This is a genomic window from Populibacterium corticicola (assembly GCF_042683685.1).
Classification (GTDB): domain Bacteria; phylum Actinomycetota; class Actinomycetes; order Actinomycetales; family Cellulomonadaceae; genus Timonella; species Timonella corticicola.
This window is the reverse complement of the sequence record NZ_JBHUOP010000002.1, coordinates 122,216-141,001: the sequence shown is the minus strand read 5'-3', so window position 1 is coordinate 141,001 and position 18,786 is coordinate 122,216. Positions and strand designations below refer to the sequence as shown.

The following is an 18,786-nucleotide window of genomic DNA, read 5'->3' as shown; positions in this document are numbered from 1 at the left end:
CTCCCTATTTTTCCACACATCGCACCACCGGTAAAAACCGATCGCATCAGATCACACTCCCGTTCGCATCTCTCGCGTGCACAGCCACGCACCCCGCCATGTGAGATGCGGGACCAACCAGAGGTATCGTCGGGAAGCGAAAATATAAAGTTTCGTGATCTGCGCGCCGATACCTTCGATGTGACGCAACTACAGTCTGTAATCCCCTTTTTGCATGCCCTGGCTTCGAACGGCGGCTCTGACCTGCACGTCAAGGTTGGTTCTGCCCCGCGAGTCCGTGTTGATGGCCGCCTCCGCCGCCTCCAGGTGCCGCCGCTGACCGCCGATGACACCCTCAACATGCTCGAAGAGGTGCTGCCAGCCAACCTTGGCCCTAGCTTTGAAGCCACCCACGAAGCGGACTTTGCATACCAACTCGACGGCGTCGGGCGTTTCCGCGCGAACGCCTATCTGGCCCGCGGCACCGTGTCGATGGTGTTCAGGCGGGTTGCGGAGAACGCGCAGACCCTCGAACAACTGGGGCTGCCCAGCGTTCTGGGCGACCTTGCACTCGAACCGCGTGGACTCGTACTGGTCACTGGCCCAACCGGTTCCGGTAAGACCACGACCCTGGCCGCGATGGTTGACCTCATCAACGAGAAGCGTGAGGTCAACATCGTCACGATTGAGGACCCCATCGAGGTACTCCACTCGGACAAGAAGGCGATCATCTCGCAGCGTGAGGTGCGTCACGACACCGCAGACTTCAACACCGCATTGCGTGCGGCAATGCGTCAGGACCCAGATGTCATCTTGGTCGGTGAGATGCGTGACGCTGAAACCGTGCGTGCAGCGCTCCAGGCAGGTGAGACCGGACACATGGTGCTCTCCACCTTGCACACAATCGACGCTGAGGAAACGATCAACCGTATCGTCGACTTCTTCCCAAGCCACGAACAGACCCAGATTCGTATGGCTCTGGCACAGTCCCTGCGCGGTATCGTGTCGCAGCGTCTGGTCACGCGCTCGAATGGCAAGGGACGTTGCGCCGTGGCCGAGGTCATGATCAACACCGGCCGCACCGCGGAATCGATCATCAACCCTGGGGACAACCCGCCGATCACCGATCTGATCTCCGAGGGTGAGTACTACCGCATGCAGACCTTCGACCAGCACCTGTTTGACCTGGTACGTGACGGTGTCGTGACCTATGAGACTGCGATCACGGCATCGACGGCACCGCAGGACCTCACAGTCCAACTCCGTGCGGCGGGCATCATCCAGTAGCCGCGTTCGCCCGTTGAGGGGCTTCTTTCTGATTGACGACGATTCGGCCGGGACCCATCAGGGTTCCGGCCTTCGTTGTCTGGATGCTGGGGCGTGGGACCTAGGCTGGGCGCGACCCACATGGTGATTTTCCGGGATTAGGGTTGTTTTTCTTAGGTATTGTTACCGGAAAATCACCATGTCAGTCGGGAATGGCGGTGTGAGCAATAGCTTGCGCACTCGCAACAGCGCCACTGGTTTGAGAGTGACGAAAAGTGCACTCTCAGACACTGAGAGTGCACTTTTCGTCACTCTCAACGGGATTGGGGAGAAGCCAAGGTGAGCCGAGGCCGGAAGGCGTCCGACTCGTCGGAAAGTGAACTACTCGTCCTCGGGCAAACCGAGCCAGGTGTGCCAACCAGTGTGCAGCACCAGCCACGCCATGAGGCCATAGCCAGCCTGCCCAGGGTAAGCACCGGGAGAGACCCCAAGATCGGCGTTCCACTGCTCGTGGCTCACGAGCGGCGTGAACGTGTCCACATACGGTACGCGGCGACGCTGGGCCACATCGGCATAGGCTGCGGACAACTCGGCCAGCGCGTTCGACAACGCCGGAACGGTCGGCGGTGGCCCCACCACGAGCGTTGGAATCCGGCGCTCAGAGGCCACGTCGAGGACGTTCGCGAGATTCAGGCGGGAACGAGCCAGCGATAGTTCCGCTGTGATGTCGTTGTGCGACAAACCGATGATGAGCCGGTGATCCACATCCGCGTTCGAGGTGACGCGACGGTTGAACTCGTCTTCCCAGCGGGCCGACAGGCCAGAGGTCGTCTCATAGGGGACAGACAGGTTGAACAACTGCGGCGGGCGTGGGGAGCGGGTGCGTGCGACAACGCGTCCGATCCACCCGAGAGCGCGGGGATCGCCGATGCCTGCGGTGAGTTCGTCACCAATCGCACAGATACGCACGTCAGATGCAGACACGAAAACTCCTCATAAAAAACGTTGGGCCGCCACGGAACATCCGTCCGTAGCGGCCCAAGTTCTAGCGAAAACTACTAGCGGGCAAGCGCGCGCTCGATCAGGCTTGTTTGCTCCTGTTTGTGAATCTTAGCCGTACCAACAGCCGGCGATGCGGAGGCTGGCCGTGCTACGACACTGATCTTGCGTCCGAGCTGTTCGGGGAGGTTCAGAGCGAGGAACGGCCAGGCACCCTGGTTCTCAGGTTCGTCCTGGACCCACACGACCTCGGCGTCGTCGAACGGTGCGAGTGCCTCGCGGATCTGATCGGTCTTGAGCGGGTAAAGCTGCTCAAGGCGGACAAACGCGATGCGCTCATCGTTGTTCTTCTGCGCCTGTGCGAGAAGGTCGTAGTAGACCTTCCCAGCGGTCAGGACCACGCGGTCAACCGTGCCCCCCTGAGCCACGCGAGACTGGGCAGTGGCGTCGCCGATGACCTCGCGGAACGTTCCCGAGGTGAACTCCTGCGGCGAAGAGGCCGCAGCGCGTAGGCGGAGCATCGACTTCGGCGTCATCACCACGAGTGGGCGGCGCGGACGGTCGTAGGCCTGACGGCGCAGTAGGTGGAAGTAGTTCGCCGGGGAGCTTGGATGTGCGATCGTCAGGTTGTCTTCCGCGCACAACTGCAGGAAGCGCTCAATGCGGGCGGAGGAGTGGTCCGGCCCCTGACCCTCGTAGCCATGCGGCAGGAGCATGACCACGGAGGAGTTCTGCGACCACTTCTGCTCAGCGGAGGAAATGAACTCGTCGATCACCGTCTGCGCGCCGTTGACGAAGTCACCGAACTGGGCCTCCCACAGCACGAGTGCGTCTGGGCGCTCAACGGAGTAACCGTACTCGAAGCCAAGGCAGGCGTACTCGGACAGGGAGGAGTCATAGACCCAGAACTTTGCCTGGTCCGCAGACAGGTACAGCAGAGGAGTCCACTCGGCTCCCGTGTTGCGGTCGTGGAGCACGGCGTGACGCTGCACGAAGGTTCCACGGCGGGAGTCCTGGCCCGCGAGGCGGACGGGTGTGCCCTCCATGACCAGGGTTCCAAACGCGAGGATCTCCGCGAAGCCCCAGTCGATTCCGCCTTCCTTGACCATCTTGTTGCGGCGTTCCATGAGCTGCTGCAACTTCGGGTGCACGGTGAAGCCTGCGGGGGCATGCAGATGGGCCTCACCGATGCGGTCGAGCATGGACTGCGGCACGGCGGTCTGCCAACCCACCATGGTTCCGGCATCCTCGCGCTGGGACTCGGGGCGTTCCAGACCATGAATCTGGTCGGTCTCGGTCGAAGGCTGGAAGTCATCCGAACGTGTCTCGGTGAACACGCGTTCAAGTTGGGCCTGGTAGTCCTGAAGTACTTCCTCGGCGGTCTCAAGCGAGATGTCTCCACGAGCCACGAGCGTCTCGGTGTACAGCTTGCGGACCGAGCGCATGTTCTCGATGAGGTTGTACATGAGTGGCTGGGTCATCGACGGGTCGTCGCCCTCGTTGTGGCCGCGGCGACGGTAGGAGATCATGTCGATGATGACGTCCTGGTTGAATTCCTCGCGGTACTCGAACGCGAGGCGAGCTACCCGCACAACGGCTTCGGGGTCATCGCCGTTCACGTGGAAGATCGGCACCTGGTAGCCCTTGGCGACGTCCGTCGAGTAGAACGTCGAACGGGAGTTCGCTGGGGCCGTTGTGAAGCCGATCTGGTTGTTGATGATCACGTGGATCGTGCCACCGGTGTTGTATCCGCGCAGGCGGGAGAGGTTGAGAACCTCCATGACCACACCCTGTCCCGCGAACGCAGCGTCGCCGTGAACCAGGATTGGCAGGACGGAGAATCCGTCGCCTCCGAGGTCGATGCGGTCTTGCTTGGCTCGGACGATTCCCTCGAGAACCGGGTCCACGGCCTCAAGGTGGGATGGGTTGGCCGCGAGGGACACCTTGGTGGTCTCACCCGACTCTGCGGTGAACGTACCCTCGGTTCCGAGGTGGTACTTCACGTCGCCGGAACCTTGGTAGGTGCGTGGGTCGAGGTTGCCCTCGAACTCCTGGAAGATCTGGCTGTAGCTCTTGCCAGCGATGTTGGCGAGCACGTTGAGGCGGCCGCGGTGTGCCATGCCGATCGATACCTCATCGAGCCCGGACTCTGCGGCGCCGGTCAGGATTTCATCAAGCAGCGGGATGATGGATTCGGAACCTTCAAGCGAGAAGCGCTTTTGGCCCACGAACTTGGTTTGCAGGAAGGTCTCGAACGCCTCCGCGGCGTTGAGGCGGCGCAGGATCCGCAACTGCTCGTCGTGTGGCGTGCGCTCATATGGGGCCTCAAGCTTGGCCTGGAGCCACTTGCGCTGGGTGCGGTCTGCGATGTGCATGTACTCGACACCGATGGTGCGGCAGTAGGCGTCACGCAGCAGCCCAAGGATGTCGCGGAGCTTCATCTTGGATTTGCCGCCGAACCCGCGGGTCGGGAAGGTGCGGTCGAGGTCCCATAGGGTCAGGCCGTGAGTCTGCACGTCGAGGTCTGCATGCTTGCGCTGACGGTAGGACAGCGGGTCCGTCTCGGCCATGAAGTGTCCGCGGGAGCGGTATGCATGGATGAGTTCGGCGATGCGCGCTGGCTTCTCGGCCTCGTCCTCCGCGTCAACGGTGTTGTCCTGGACCCAGCGAACTGGCTCGTAGGGTACTCGCAACGCGATGAACAGACGGTCGTAGAAGTCATCGAGGCCGAGAAGCTTGTTGTGGATCAGGCGCAGGAAATCGCCGGACTGCGCACCCTGGATGATGCGGTGGTCATAGGTTGAGGTGAGCGTCAACACCTTGGAGATACCCATGCGCGCCAGTTGTTCGCTGGACGCCCCGGAGAACTCCGCGGGGTAGTCCATCGCTCCGACACCGATGATTGCGCCCTGGCCCTTCATGAGGCGCGGTACGGAGTGCACGGTTCCGATGGTTCCAGGGTTGGTGAGCGAGACGGTCACGCCCTGGAAGTCCTCGACCCCGAGTTTTCCGTTGCGAGCTTTGCGCACAACGCCCTCGTAGGCTGCGACGAACTCTGCGAAGTCCATCGTGTCGGCGTTCTTGATTGCCGGTACGAGGAGTTGACGAGTGCCGTCTGGCTTTTGAATGTCGATTGCCAGACCAAGGTTGACGTGTGCCGGGCTGGTCAGGGTGGGCTTGCCGTCAACGATTGAGTAGGACGCGTTCATTGACGGCATCTCGCGCAGTGCCTCCACGAGCGCGTAGCCGATGATGTGCGTGAACGACACCTTGCCGCCGCGGGTGCGCACGAGGTGGTTGTTGATGACGATGCGGTTGTCCACCATGAGCTTGGCTGGAATGGCGCGAACCGAGGTTGCGGTAGGCACCTCAAGGCTGGCGTCCATGTTCTTGATCAGGCGAGCCGCTGGACCGCGGAGGGTCTCAACGTTGTCCGGCTCGTTCTCGATGATCTGCTCTGCGCGACGTTGACCCTCGTGCGCGTATGGAGCGGTTGCTGGTTGTGCGGTTGCGACGGGGCGGTCTGCTGGGTTGACCGATTGTGGAATCGGGTGGGAAGCGGACGGCGCTGCGCTGGTAGTGGCCGGTGTTTGCGGGGTGCTGGTCACGGTTGGAGCCTCAGAAGCAGTTGTGGTGGAGATGGTTGGCAGCGTGGGTGGTGCGGGGGCAGTTTCCGGTTCGCTTGGTTGCGAGGGGGTCTGCTCCGTTGTGGGTGTGAAGTCTTCGAAGAACTCCGCCCATGCGGGATCAACAGAGCTTTTGTCGGCGAGGTATTGGCTGTATAGCTCTTCCACGAGCCATTCGTTTGCGCCAAATTCGCCGCCGTGATTGCCGATCGTCGTTGAATCAGCCTTTGAGGACACTGAGGGATCGCCCACTTTCGCCTAGATTGCCCGCCAGTATGTGACGGCTATCCCTACAAGATTAGGGCCAAAAGACCCATGGATGTGACTGCGGAAGTGCATGTGGACATCGGCTGGTTTGACCTGCCGCTCTGGGGGTTGGCGGGTGGTAAAACGTTGGCAATAGTGGGTTTGCCACGGGGTAAATTAACCCCGGTTTTGCCCTAGGCGAGGTATGGATTGTGCCGTGGGTCTCAGGTTTCGTTTACCAAGGGGCGCTTGTTCGCTTTCAGCGAACTTGAGGGTGGGTTGGGCTGGTCGCCGCTAGGGGAAAACTTCCACCTGTGCGATGGCGAGTGGAAAACATCCCACTCCCCAAAGATTTGCGTTCCTGTGTCCCGCAGTCGGTGGGGCCAAAACAAGCCGAATGCACGTATAAAAGCTGTGTATCTGGACCATTTTTTGCCCCAATGAACAGAGCGCACGTGCCGACGAATCTGCCGCCTTCCCCGCTCGACCCATCTCCCAGCGCAACTGGTGTGCGGACGCCGACAGATCGTCGCCAATCTGGTTTCCCACCGATTGCCGACGATCCTACCGACTCCCAGCCCGCGCTGCGCCCGCACCATGCGAGGGTACGAATATCCGTCCCCTCACGTCTGTGAGTACTGGTTTGGGTCCTCTCGACAGGCACAGGGCGTTGCGAGTGCACGATCCATCCCCTGTTGAACAGGCGAATACACAAGAGCGCCCGGCCCTCAGCAGGGGCGGGCGCTCTCGCGGGTTGTGCGGGAGGAGGTTAACTGATATCGCTGCGGAGTGTGGACACGCGACCAATCGCCGCAAGCACCACGATGTACGCGAGCATCACGGCGATGGCCGAGGCGATGGGCAGCGGAGTGGCACCGCTCATTGCGTCGTATATGCTGCCGCCCGCGATCGCGTCTCCAACTGCACCGGGCAGGAACCGGGCAGCGCCCTCGGTGATGGTCCAGTTGGGGAGCAGCATGCGCAAGATGGGCTCAATGAGCTGTGTGAAGGCGATCAGGATCACCACAGCCGCAACCTGATTGGTCAGTACCGAGCCCAAGGCGACACCGAAGATGAGCCACAGGGTCAACGTCAGCACGGATCGGCCGATGATTCCCCAGGCATAGCTGGTGTCGAGTTGCGGTGACACATCGCCGAGCGACAGGATAAGCGCACCGAAACCAACGCATGCGAAGGTTCCCACCGCGCCGTACAGGATGCCGAGCGGAACTCCCGAGATCAGTTTGGCGGTCAGGAGCTTGGTGCGATTGGGAGTCGCGATGATGGTTGGCGTGATGGTCTTGTGCCGGAACTCTCCAGCGATGGACATGACACCGATGAGTGCAGGGAAGATGTATCCCATCGACGCCGCCACCGTGTAGACGCTTTGCGGTGCCAGGGTTGGGTCCATGACCATGTCGGGATCGCCGGTGGAGACCGCATCGCCGAAAGCGAACATGAAGGCGAAGGCGCTCGCGTTCATGGCCATGTAGCCGACCATGACGAGCAGTAGCACCCACCACATGCGGGTTGAAACGAACTTGCGGTATTCGGACTTCAGCAGGTTGATCATCGCTGGGTACCTCCGTTGTCCTGTGCTGGGGTGTTTTCGGCTGAAGGGTCACCGGAGGGAGGGGCGAGATCTGCGGGAACCACTGGAGCGCCTACCGGTGGTGCGGCAGGCAGTGGGCTGGTCAAACGGAAGAAGAAGTCCTCAAGCGATTCGGTGCGGTCGGACAGTTCGTGCAGTTCAATGCCAGAACTGAAGGCTGCCGTTCCAACGGCGGCCGTCCGTAGATCCGACACGTCAAAAGCACCGTTGGCGTACTCGAACACCCAGTGGTTGGTGCGAGCGAGTTGTGCAAAGGCATCCCCGTTGGGGGTGACAACGCGGGTCTTCGGGCGGGCTGCCGTGTGGAGTTCGCTGATGGGGTTGGCGTATCGCAACTGACCGTTGGCGATGATGATCACGTCATCCACGCTCTGCTGGACCTCGGAGAGGATGTGGCTCGATACGAGAACCGTCACCCCGTCGGCAGCGAGTTGGCGGAGGAAGTCGCGCAGCCAGCGAATGCCCATGGGGTCGAGTCCGTTCGCGGGCTCATCGAGGATCAGGTAGCGCGGGTTGCCGAGCAGTGCGGTGGCGAGGGCGAGACGTTGACGCATCCCAAGGGAATAGCCGCCGACTCGTTGGTTTTTCGCCTCCTTCAGGTCAACGAGTTCCAAGAGTTCGTCCACGCGCTTGTTGCTGGCGCCCGCGAGAGGTGCATAGGCGCGCAGGTGGTCGCGGGCTGTGCGCCCAGGGTGGAAACTCGAGGCCTCGAGTGCCGCACCAACCACGGTCAGCGGGTCGGCTAGTTCGGTGTAGTGCTTGCTGCCGATTCGTGCGGTGCCCGAGGTGGGGCGGGTCAGCCCCAAGAGCATGCGTAGGGTTGTGGTTTTGCCTGAACCGTTGGGACCAAGGAAGCCGGTGACACGTCCGGGTTGGACGGTGAACGAGAGATTGTCAACGGCGCGTTTGGTTCCAAAGCTCTTAGACAGGGAGTCAAAGATTATGGGTGCGCTAGTGGTCATGACATCAACTCTATAGTTATAGAATCACTAGAACAAGTTTATTATGTGATCTGATCGTCATCCGGCACGGGTGGCACGAAGACTCGGGGAAGACGCACCTCGATACGAGCGCCGTGTACGGAGTCGAGCGCGCACACGGTTCCGCCGTGCAGATCCACGGCCCAGCGTACGATGGCCAAGCCGATGCCCGTGCCGCCAGAAGTCGGGTGATTCACCGTGAAATTATTGGTGCCACCACGTGTGAAACGTTGAAAGATGCGTTCGCGATCTTCCTTGGAGATGCCGGGGCCGTCATCCGTGAACTCAAGAACGATCTCCTCACCCTCCTCACGCGCCACGACCGCAACCTTTCCACCGTAGGGGGAGTGGCGGATCGAGTTCTGGACTAGGTTCGTCACGATCTGGCGCAGCCGTTCCGGATCAGACGTGATCGTGAGGTCTTCGGGTTCTACGTCCACGACGAAATCGATGTTCTTACCCGCATCGAGCATGGTGAGGGCACCCACCGCGTCGTCGAGGAACTCTATGAGGTCTATCTCGGCTACGTGCAGCGAGGCGGCACCAGCCTCCAGCCGCGACAGATCCAGCAGATAGGAGATCAACCGCGATAGGCGCTCGGTCTGGATGAGCGCTGTGTTCAAGGTTGCGGGGGAGGGATCGACCACCCCGTCCACAAGGTTCTCGAGCTGCGCGTGCAGGGCCGCAACCGGGGTGCGTAACTCATGCGACACGTTGGCAATGACGTCTCGCCTGATCTGGTCGGCCTGTGCGATCTCCTCGGTCATTGAATTGAAGGCCGATGCCAACTGGCCGACCTCATCGCGGGAGGTCGCGCGCACGCGCTGGGTATAGTCGCCTGAGGCCATCGCCTGCACCGCCGCCGTCATATCACGCAGGGGAGAGGTCATTCCGCGCGACAGCGGTAGCGTCAGCGCGAGCGACAGGATGATCGCCATGGGAAACGTCTTGGTGGGGCCAAGGCCGTTGCGTAGCCCGACCCAGGTGATCAGCGCGGACAGGGTCACCGACACGACCACCACGGCCGAGAGCTTGACCTTCATCGACCGTGCGCGGTCGAGTGGCCGAACATCCGGAAGCGATGGAATGCGAGAGCCTAAACGGTGCGGGTCGGGCGCGGGCACGATTACTGTGGTGGCTCGAAAGCGTAGCCGACGCCGTGCACGGTGCGGATCAGATCCGATCCAAGCTTGCGGCGCAGAGCCTTGATGTGCGAATCGACGGTGCGGGTGCCGCTCGCGTCCACCCAGTCCCAGACCTCGGCAAGGAGATGCTCACGGGTCTGCACGGTCTTGGGCGAACTGGCCAGCATGATGAGCAGTTCAAACTCGGTGGGGGTGAGGTGGATCTCCTCGCCGGCGCGGTGTACGCGGCGCTGAGCACGGTCGATCACAACGTCACCAACGGTGATGAGGGCCTCGGACTCCGGGGCCTGTGATGCCTGGGCGGCGCGGTCAACGCGGCGGAGCAGGGCCTTGAGTCGGGCTACGAGCTCACGCATGGAGAACGGTTTGGTCATGTAATCGTCTGCGCCGACACCCAACCCGATCAGCATGTCGGTTTCATCATCGCGAGCGGTCAGCATCAGCACGGGGACGGGATGGTCGGCCTGGATGCGGCGGCATACCTCAAGTCCGTCGATCCCCGGAAGCATCACGTCCAACACGACTGCATCAGGTCGAACCCGGGCGGCCGCGTCGACACCGCTCAAGCCGTCGCGGGCTACCTCGGTGCGCCAGCCCTCGGAGGTGAGGCGCTGGGCGATTGCGGTTGCGATCGCAGGTTCGTCCTCGATAATCAGGATTGTTGCACCAAGTCCCGAAGCGTCGGTTGATTGATTGCCAATAGTCATACCTCAAACTTTGGCACATCTTCCTACCTTTACGCTCGGCAATCACTGAAAACAATCTGTGAAAGTACGGATAAAGATGGGTGGAGTTGGTGAATCGTCGTAAAATTGAGTGTTCGTCCCGGCGTGCTCCATGCCGGATGGACCGCATAGCGCGCCATAGACCCCTGAGGAGGGCTGTCCCAACGTGGGCGATTGGTTCAACGTAATCTTTGGTGTTCTGCTGACAGCAGGCACCGCGGTTTTTGTCGCGACTGAGTTCTCGCTCGTCACAATCGACTCCGCGACTCTCGGGGACGACGACGATGCGGAGGAAGACAGTCCCGGCTCAAGGGGAGCTGGCGCCGCTGGGACCGTAACCAGTACGCGAGACGTCACCGGCTCGTCGGCAATGAGAAAGAAGGCCGACTGGCGTACCCGCATCCTACGCAACAGCCTCAAGCACCTGTCCACCGAGTTGTCGTCGTCCCAGGTGGGCATCACATTGACGACGATTCTGCTGGGTTACACCGCGCAGCCGGCGCTTGCGCGGCTGCTTTCCGACGCGTTTGGCGCCTCGCCCGCAACGGCTGCGTTCTCCGGTGTGATAGCGGGAGCGATTGCGTTTATCGTGGTCAACCTGTTCTCGATGCTGTTCGGTGAACTAGTGCCCAAGAACTTCGCGCTGAGCGCGCCGCTTGGCACGGCACGTCTGGTCGCACCCATCCAACGCGTGTTCACGATCGCCGCGAAGCCCATCATCTCCGTGTTGAACGGCAGCGCGAACGCAATCCTGCGGCGTATGGGCATTGAACCCAAGGAAGAGTTGTCGAGCGCGCGCTCTCCGCGTGAACTGGCTTTTCTGGTGCAGCGTTCCGCGGAACAGGGCACCCTTGACGTGTCCGTTGCGCAACTCATCACCAACGCAGTCGACTTCGAGGAGCTCACCGCCGCTGACGTCATGACGGATCGCATGCGCATGCAGGTGCTCTCCAAGGAGAGTGCTGCGCAGGACGTCATCGACTTTGCGCGGGATACCGGCCACTCCCGCTTCCCGGTCATCGGCGAATCGCGCGACGACATCCTCGGATTCGTTCACCTGCGCCGTGCCGTCTCCGTGCCGTATGACAAGCGTGCGACGGTGCCCGCGATGGCCATTGTCGACGAGGCCCCACAGGTCCCTGAAACCGTCACCCTGGGTGCGCTGCTCGTTGAGTTGCGTGGGTTTGGGCAGCAGATGGCCGTGGTGGTCGATGAATACGGGGGAACCGCCGGAATCGTGACCCTTGAGGACGTCATCGAGGAGCTTGTGGGCGATGTGGCCGACGAGCACGATGCTCGCCGCTCCGGTGTGCTGCTCGCCAACGACGGAACCTGGGGTTTGCCGGGTCTGCTCCGCCCAGATGAACTGACCGAGCGCACCGGCATCATGGTGCCGCAGTCGGACGACTACGAAACCCTGGGTGGGCTTATCATGGCCGAACTCGGACAAGTGCCTGTTGTGGGCAGCGTCGTGCGAGTTCCAGCCTCGCGGACCGGGTCTCATGAGACCGCGGGGGTTGCCGCCCTGCGGGTCGAGGCGATGGATGGGCGCCGAGTCGAACGGGTACGCCTGCGATTGGAGAACGGCGTTGCCGCGTCTCGTTCCATCCGAGGGGAGGTGCGGCGATGAGCGTTGAGCTGGCCCTCGCCATCGGTGTGCTGCTCCTTGCAGGGAACGCGTTCTTCGTGGGTGCGGAATTCGCTATCCTGTCCGCACGCCGCAGCGCGATGGAACCCCTGGCCGCCGCGGGGAACGTACGCGCCAAAACCGTGATCTCGGCGATGGAGCATGTGTCCCTCATGCTTGCTGCCTGCCAGGTCGGTGTGACAGTCTGCTCTGTCGGACTGGGGTCAGTGGCCGAGCCTGCGATAGCCCGTTCTATCGAACCGCTGCTTGACTCGATGGGTGTACCGCATGCCTTCGTGCACCCCTTCGCCTTTGTGATCGCACTCGTTATCGTTGTGTACCTGCACGTAGTGATCGGGGAGATGGTTCCCAAGAACATGTCGGTCTCGCACCCCGACCGTTCCGTGCTGCTGTTTGGGCCACCACTCGTGTGGTTCGCGCGGCTGGTCAAGCCTCTGATCTACATGCTCAACTGGTTCGCCAACCACTTTGTACGCTGGTCTGGAATTGAACCCAAGGATGAGGTGGCTTCCTCGTACACCGCCGAGGAAGTGCAGTTCATTGTGGAGCACTCGCAGGCCCAGGGGGTCATCTCCGACGATCAGGGTCTGCTGTCCGGCGCACTTGAGTTCTCTGAGAAGAGCGCGGGCGATGTCATGATCCGGCCCGCCGATCTCACTGTTCTCGAACCCGGGTTCACGCCCGCCGAGGTGGAACATCTCGTGGCGCGAACTGGATTCAGCAGATTCCCGATTGTGTCCGGCGGCCAAGAGGTGATCGGCTACATCCACCTCAAAGACGTGCTGTACGCGGGGGAGGCACTGCGCGATGCACCCGTTGAGCGATTCCGTTATCGCTCCCTCGCGGTGAGCCGCGTGGGTGACGAGGTCGAAGATGTGCTCATAGCCATGCAGCATTCGGGAGCCCACCTCTCGCGGGTCATGGAGAGCGGGACACTCGTGGGCGTCATCTTCCTCGAGGACATTCTTGAGGAACTCATCGGCGAGGTCCGTGACGCAATGCAGCGTTGATGGACTGACCGGCTGACCGCAGGTCCTGTGGCTCATCCTGCACCGGGCCCGAGTGGCATGGGCAAGGCTTACGTCAGAAACCTTGTGGCTCTGGCCGCCAGGGTTCATGGAGATGTTACCTACGACACACTCGGCGGACATCATGTGGTTGCCCGCGGGCTGTCTATGGCTTGACGTGCGGTGAGGTATTAGGGCTTATCGGATGGGGCATTTCACCCATTAGTATTTTTGAGTTGGAAGGGTTGGTTTACGCCTTTAACTTGGATATGCTTCTTGAGGTATTCAGGTGGCATCGTGCTGGTTGGGTCTATTCCTCCGCCAAGGAAACCTAGCCGGGTCAGTGTCAGTTACCCTGCGACATCTGCGAGATGAACCATGCTCGTTGCGTCGCATCTGACGGAGTCCTTAAGGGAGAACACGTGGAGAACGAGCGAACGGACGTAAGTTCGTCGCTGCCCACCCGGCGTTCGCGTCGTGTGGCGGCTGACGCCTTCGTCGACTCCGCTCACGCCACATCCGTCGCCGCGCCTCCTGCGCCCGCGATGACGCGCCGTGCGTTGCGTGAGGTCTCCGCTCATACTCCGGCCTCCATCACCCAGACTCGCGCCGCAGTCGCACCTGTTCCACCACCGGCTTCATCCGCTCCGCTGACCAGGCGCGACATGCGGCTATCGCGCGGAATCGCAGAACTCGCGCAGTTTAATTCCGGGAGCAGCCCGGTCGAAGCCCGCCGCACTGGGGCAGCGGAACCCGTGCAGAGCGAAACTCCACAGTCGGCTCCCCGACAGGTCAACGCTCCGGCATCAGTTGTACGCGATGCTCTCAGTCGACAATCGGTCAAACCACGCGAGGCGGGCGGACTGACCCGCGCCCAGTTGCGTGCACTTCAACACGAGGCAGCCGAGACCACGCACGAACAACAGTCAGTCGATGTTCTCGCCGAGTTGCCAGCAGTCCCATCGCCAGTGGTTGCGGCACCTGTGGCGGTTGTTCAACCCGTGGCCTCTGTTCCCCCGGCTCCGGTCGTATCCCCAGCAAGCCCGGAGCCCGCAGACGACTACCTACAGTCGATTCTGGCGGAGGTCAACGCTGTTGTCGCTCAGGTTGAGCGTAGGGTCGAAGCAGCGGGACGCCCCGATGCCCCACGCGGCCCCGAACCACTCGTTCTGCATGCTCGCGCAGAAGAACCCGTTGACTCCCAAGCCCCCGTGTGCGATATTCACCGCACCGGTGACGTTCCTCGAGTCGATGTGGTTCCCGGCACCTCGATTGTTATTCCATCACCTTCCGACTCACTCGAGGAGACGCATGGTTTCGCGGGCGAGGCGTTCGGGCTTGAACCAACTGCCGTAGACGAGGACCCGTTTGCCCGCGAGATCTATGGCGCATCAACCCAGGGCCTCAAGCCAGCAACGCGAGTTGGTGCGCTTTCCCGTGGCACACACCCGGTTTCGCACGGTTCGGGGCACGGCCCTCGCAATCGGTGGATTCCACGTGCTGCTGTCCTCTCGACTCTGAGCCTTGCAACCGTGGGCGTTCCGCTACTGACGGGTGGCACGGGAATCGGGTTTGAGAACTTTACAGCCGGCGAGGGGGTTGACCTCGCAGCGCTCAAGGGGCCAAGCACGCTCGCCGTCCTCAACGATGTGGGCGGCGGAGAAACCGTGCCAAGTTCGATCGCCTTGCCGGTCACCGAGGAGGAACGTGCAGTCCTCGCCGCAAGCCGTGCCGGGGAACGTAGTTCCCTCGACAACTGTGATCCTTCGGTTGGGTACGTCTTGGACAACGGCAATATCCCGCAGGACAAACTGTGCAAGGTCATGGGATACAACCTGAATCCCGAGGCAGCAGTTGCGCTGACGGAACTGAACAACGCGTTCAACGCTCGATTCGGACACGACATGTGTCTTGTGAGTGGTTACCGCAGTCTCGCTGACCAGTACTCTGTGAAACGTTCCCGCGGGAGTTACGCTGCCTCACCGGGGCTCTCCCCGCACGGCTTTGGGTTCGCTGTGGACCTGTGCCCCTCCAGTTACCAGGCGCCCGTTAAATGGGAATGGATGCACGAGAATGCTCCAAAGTTTGGGTGGGTTCTCCCAGACTGGGCATCGCGCACCTATGAGCCGTGGCACTGGGAATACGAGAAGGGCATGAAGGCCGCCGGTTACTGAGCCGGATGGCGTAGGCCGATTGCCAACCAGGTGCCGTGCCGTAGTTACCGACCAGTGTGATAGATCAGGCGAAGCGCCTGATCGAAACGTTTAAGCCCTCCATCGATCCGCCTTACGCGGACCAGTTGAGGAGGTTTCGTGCACCGGTTTGGCGCTGTAGGGCTTATTTAACGACGAGTGGGCTGGGACCGCAGATAATCCTGCGGTCCCAGCCCACTCGTCGTTAAGTGGAATTCGTCCTTGAGTGGAATCTCCCAACGAGTCGATGGGTCTGTTTTGGTCCGGGTGCATAGTTAAAAACTATGCACCCGGACCAAAAATAGCCCACCGGCTTGTGTACCAGGTGAGCGTTACGATCAGAAACCAGTTGACCTGGCGATCAAACTACCCACCACCAGTACCGCAAGGCTCTAAGAGCCATCCGCCACAGCAAAGAGGAGGGCCTGATCCACGTGGATCAGGCCCTCCTCTCAGTTGTCTGAAACCTACTTCTTGCGGCGTGAGCGGCCAGCAGGTTCCGTCTCGACCTCAGCAGGAGCCTCGACGTCCTCGGAGGACGCGGCCTTCTTGGCTGACTCGATCGAAGCGAGAGCGGCAGCCTTGCGCTGAGCCTTCACCTCGGTGAACGAGGTGCCGTAGTATGCCGCCTCCATGATCATCTTCATGTCATCGATCATCGGCATACGTGGGTTGGCTGGAGCACACTGGTCCTCGTAAGCACCCATGGCCAACTCGTCGAGGCGGGAGATGAACTCCTCCTCGTTGACGCCCTGCGCCTGGAACGAAGCCGGGATGCCAACCGCTGCGCGCAGCTCTTCAACTGCCTTCGCGTAGGACTCGACGCCCTCCTGCGGAGTGGATGCTGGCAGGCCCAGGTGCTTCGCGATCTCCTGGAAGCGTTCCGGTGCGACATAGTGCTCGTACTTTGGCCACGAGGTCAACTTGGTCGGCACGGTTCCGTTGTAGCGAATCACGTGTGGCAGGTACGTGGCGTTGGTGCGACCGTGAACCAGGTGGAAGGACGAACCGGTGACGTGCGCCATGGCGTGCACGATACCGAGGAACGAGTTACCGAACGCCATACCGGCGAGGGTGGAAGCGTTGTGCATCTTCTCGCGCGCCTTGACAACCTTGGGGTCCTGCGAGCCGGGGCCACCCTTGACGGAGGCGACGATGTTCTCGAAGATCAACTTGATCGCGTGGAGGCACAGACCATCGGTGAAGTCGGACGCGTACACGGAAACAAATGCTTCGGTAGCGTGGGTCAGTGCGTCGAATCCGGAGTCTGCAACGAGGAAGTCCGGCATCATGGAGGTCAGCGCTGGGTCAACGATCGCAACCGTTGGGGTCAGTGCGTAGTCCGCAAGTGGGTACTTCTTGTTGGCCTCTGGGTCCGAGATGACCGCGAATGGGGTCATCTCCGAACCTGTTCCCGACGTGGTGGGGATGCACACGAGCGATGCGAGAACGCCGAGGTCAGGGAACTTGAATGCACGCTTGCGCACGTCGAAGAACTTTTCCTTCATGTCCGAGAACTCGATCTCTGGGTGCTCGTATAGCAGCCACATGACCTTGGCAGCGTCCATTGGGGAACCACCACCTAGCGCGATGATCGTGTCCGGCCTGAACTCCTGCATGAGGCGTGCGCCCTTTTTCACGAACTCAACGGTTGGCTCAGGCATGACATCATCGATGATCTGCAGCGCGATGCGGTTACCGGGGCGGCGGTTGAGGACATCGAGGATCTTGTCCACGAACCCGAGTTTGGTCATCGTTGCATCGGTGACAATGGTGACGCGGTTGATGCCGCGCATGTCAGCGAGGTAGCGGATGGCGTTGGGCTCGAAGTAGGTCTTCGCCGGAACCTTGAACCACTGCAGGTTGTTGTTGCGGCGACCGATGCGCTTGATGTTCACGAGGTTGACGGCCGATACGTTGTTGGAGACCGAGTTGTGTCCGTAGGAGCCACAGCCCAGGGTCAGGGATGGGATGAACGCGTTGTAGATGTCACCGATACCACCGAGCGAGGATGGTGCGTTGGTGATGATGCGGACGGCCTTCACACGGGAACCGAATTCCTCGATGATCGCCTTGTCCTCGGAGTGGATCGCACCGGAGTGACCCAGTCCGTCGAATTCAACCATCTGCTCGGAGAGCTTGATGCCCTGCTCGGCATCTTCTGCGCGTAGCACGGCAAGGACTGGACAGAGCTTCTCGCGGGTCAGGGGCTCCTCGACACCGACGCTGGAGACCTCGGCGAGGATGATGTTGGTGTCATCTGGGACGCTGAACCCTGCCTGCTCTGCGATCCATACGGCGCTCTGGCCGACGACGGCTGCGTTGAGCTTCGCCTCACCGCAGTTGGCCCCCTCGGCTTTGACGCCGAAGATGAACTCCTCGAGCATCGTCTTCTCGGCGGGGGTCGCCACGTAGGCGTGGAGGTTTTTGAACTCTTCGAGTGCCTCATCGTAGATGGGTGCCTCGAGGATGACTGCCTGTTCGGACGCACAGATCATGCCGTTGTCGAAGGCCTTGGAAAGCACGACGTCGTTGACTGCACGCTTGAGCTTTGCGGACTTCTCGATGAAGGCTGGCACGTTTCCGGCACCAACACCCAGCGCTGGTTTTCCGCATGAGTAGGCTGCGCGAACCATGGCGTTACCACCGGTTGCGAGGATGAGAGCAACGCCTGGGTGGTTCATGAGTGCACTGGTTGCCTGAAGCGATGGGTGTTCGACCCACTGCACACAGTTCTCCGGGGCGCCTGCTGCGACTGCTGCTTCATACACTGCGCGTGCTGCTGCAACGGACGACTGCTGAGCGCTTGGGTGGAACCCGAAGACGATGGGGTTACGAGTCTTGATGGCGATGAGCGCCTTGAAGATCGTGGTGGACGTTGGGTTGGTGACCGGGGTGACACCACAGATGACGCCGACTGGTTCGGCGATCTCGGTGATTCCGGTGAGCTCGTCGCGGCCGATGATGCCGACGGTCTTGAGCGAGAGCATGGAGTTGGTGACGTGTTCGCACGCGAAGATGTTCTTCACGGCCTTGTCTTCGAAGACTCCGCGTCCGGTTTCTGCGACTGCTTGGACGGCGAGTTCGCCGTGGACGGAGAGTGCGGCAACGGATGCCTTCTTGACGATGTAGTCGATCGTCTCTTGATCGAATGCGAGGTACTCGCGCAGTGCTTCCTGGCCTTTGGCTACGAGTTGGTCGATCTCGTGCTGGACCTCGGTGGGCTGGTTTTCAGCTGCGGCAGACATGGGTGCCTCTCTTGCCTTTGGTTTTCTTTCCCTGTGAACACCTCCATCGTATAGTTGAGTTTCCATCAAATCCTGTGTCAAACGTCCCATGAATTTAAGGTTGTTCAAAATGC

General features: G+C 61.2%; 11 protein-coding genes. 4 read left to right on the top strand and 7 right to left on the bottom strand.

The annotated features are described in order from the left end of the window. Positions 1-180 precede the first annotated feature (180 nt). Positions 181-1,266, top strand: a complete 1,086-nt coding sequence (locus ACFSYH_RS04405; RefSeq protein WP_377465364.1) for a type IV pilus twitching motility protein PilT — start codon at positions 181-183, stop codon at positions 1,264-1,266. 360 nt (positions 1,267-1,626) lie between these two features. Here the strand turns inward: ACFSYH_RS04405 and ACFSYH_RS04400 are convergent, their stop codons facing one another. The 6 genes from ACFSYH_RS04400 to ACFSYH_RS04375 all read right to left on the bottom strand — a co-directional run bounded on the left by ACFSYH_RS04400 (position 1,627) and on the right by ACFSYH_RS04375 (position 10,560). After that, a complete protein-coding gene (locus ACFSYH_RS04400) occupies positions 1,627-2,229 on the bottom strand; it encodes a GDSL-type esterase/lipase family protein (RefSeq protein WP_377465362.1) in 603 nt (200 codons plus the stop codon). Between the two features lie 74 nt (positions 2,230-2,303). Beyond that, the gene (locus ACFSYH_RS04395) at positions 2,304-6,107 is read right to left on the bottom strand and encodes a multifunctional oxoglutarate decarboxylase/oxoglutarate dehydrogenase thiamine pyrophosphate-binding subunit/dihydrolipoyllysine-residue succinyltransferase subunit (RefSeq protein ID WP_377465361.1); all 3,804 of its coding nucleotides are present in this window, start codon (positions 6,105-6,107) and stop codon (positions 2,304-2,306) included. 778 nt (positions 6,108-6,885) lie between these two features. Continuing rightward, positions 6,886-7,689, bottom strand: a complete 804-nt coding sequence (locus tag ACFSYH_RS04390; RefSeq protein ID WP_377465360.1) for an ABC transporter permease — start codon at positions 7,687-7,689, stop codon at positions 6,886-6,888. Further along, positions 7,686-8,690: an ABC transporter ATP-binding protein gene (locus tag ACFSYH_RS04385; protein WP_377465358.1), complete on the bottom strand. Its 1,005-nt coding sequence runs from the start codon at positions 8,688-8,690 to the stop codon at positions 7,686-7,688. Before ACFSYH_RS04385 ends, ACFSYH_RS04390 begins: the two co-directional genes overlap by 4 nt. Positions 8,691-8,731: 41 nt before the next feature. Next, the gene (locus ACFSYH_RS04380; protein ID WP_377465357.1) at positions 8,732-9,832 is read right to left on the bottom strand and encodes a sensor histidine kinase; all 1,101 of its coding nucleotides are present in this window, start codon (positions 9,830-9,832) and stop codon (positions 8,732-8,734) included. A gap of 2 nt (positions 9,833-9,834) precedes the next feature. Then, positions 9,835-10,560, bottom strand: coding sequence for a response regulator transcription factor (locus ACFSYH_RS04375; protein ID WP_377465355.1), 726 nt, complete (start codon positions 10,558-10,560; stop codon positions 9,835-9,837). A gap of 184 nt (positions 10,561-10,744) precedes the next feature. On the opposite strand from ACFSYH_RS04375, the gene ACFSYH_RS04370 reads away from it, so the two are divergent. The 3 genes from ACFSYH_RS04370 to ACFSYH_RS04360 all read left to right on the top strand — a co-directional run bounded on the left by ACFSYH_RS04370 (position 10,745) and on the right by ACFSYH_RS04360 (position 15,407). Continuing rightward, entirely contained in the window at positions 10,745-12,208 is a 1,464-nt protein-coding gene (locus ACFSYH_RS04370; RefSeq protein ID WP_377465354.1) for a hemolysin family protein, read from the top strand. Further along, entirely contained in the window at positions 12,205-13,236 is a 1,032-nt protein-coding gene (locus tag ACFSYH_RS04365; protein WP_377465353.1) for a hemolysin family protein, read from the top strand. The genes ACFSYH_RS04370 and ACFSYH_RS04365 overlap by 4 nt, the downstream gene beginning before the upstream one ends. A gap of 419 nt (positions 13,237-13,655) precedes the next feature. After that, positions 13,656-15,407: a D-alanyl-D-alanine carboxypeptidase family protein gene (locus ACFSYH_RS04360; RefSeq protein WP_377465351.1), complete on the top strand. Its 1,752-nt coding sequence runs from the start codon at positions 13,656-13,658 to the stop codon at positions 15,405-15,407. Positions 15,408-15,892: 485 nt separating this feature from the next. Here the strand turns inward: ACFSYH_RS04360 and adhE are convergent, their stop codons facing one another. Further along, positions 15,893-18,673 (bottom strand): bifunctional acetaldehyde-CoA/alcohol dehydrogenase, encoded by a 2,781-nt coding sequence (gene adhE / locus ACFSYH_RS04355; RefSeq protein ID WP_377465350.1) that lies wholly within the window; start codon positions 18,671-18,673, stop codon positions 15,893-15,895. Positions 18,674-18,786: the final 113 nt, after the last annotated feature.

What these genes read in the sequence shown, in the direction of transcription:
- ACFSYH_RS04365 (WP_377465353.1), top strand. Translation starts at nt 12,205, where the DNA reads ATGAGCGTTGAGCTGGCCCTCGCCATCGGTGTGCTGCTCCTTGCAGGG.
- ACFSYH_RS04390 (WP_377465360.1), bottom strand. Translation starts at nt 7,689, where the DNA reads ATGATCAACCTGCTGAAGTCCGAATACCGCAAGTTCGTTTCAACCCGC.
- ACFSYH_RS04375 (WP_377465355.1), bottom strand. Translation starts at nt 10,560, where the DNA reads ATGACTATTGGCAATCAATCAACCGACGCTTCGGGACTTGGTGCAACA.
- ACFSYH_RS04385 (WP_377465358.1), bottom strand. Translation starts at nt 8,690, where the DNA reads ATGACCACTAGCGCACCCATAATCTTTGACTCCCTGTCTAAGAGCTTT.
- adhE (WP_377465350.1), bottom strand. Translation starts at nt 18,673, where the DNA reads ATGTCTGCCGCAGCTGAAAACCAGCCCACCGAGGTCCAGCACGAGATC.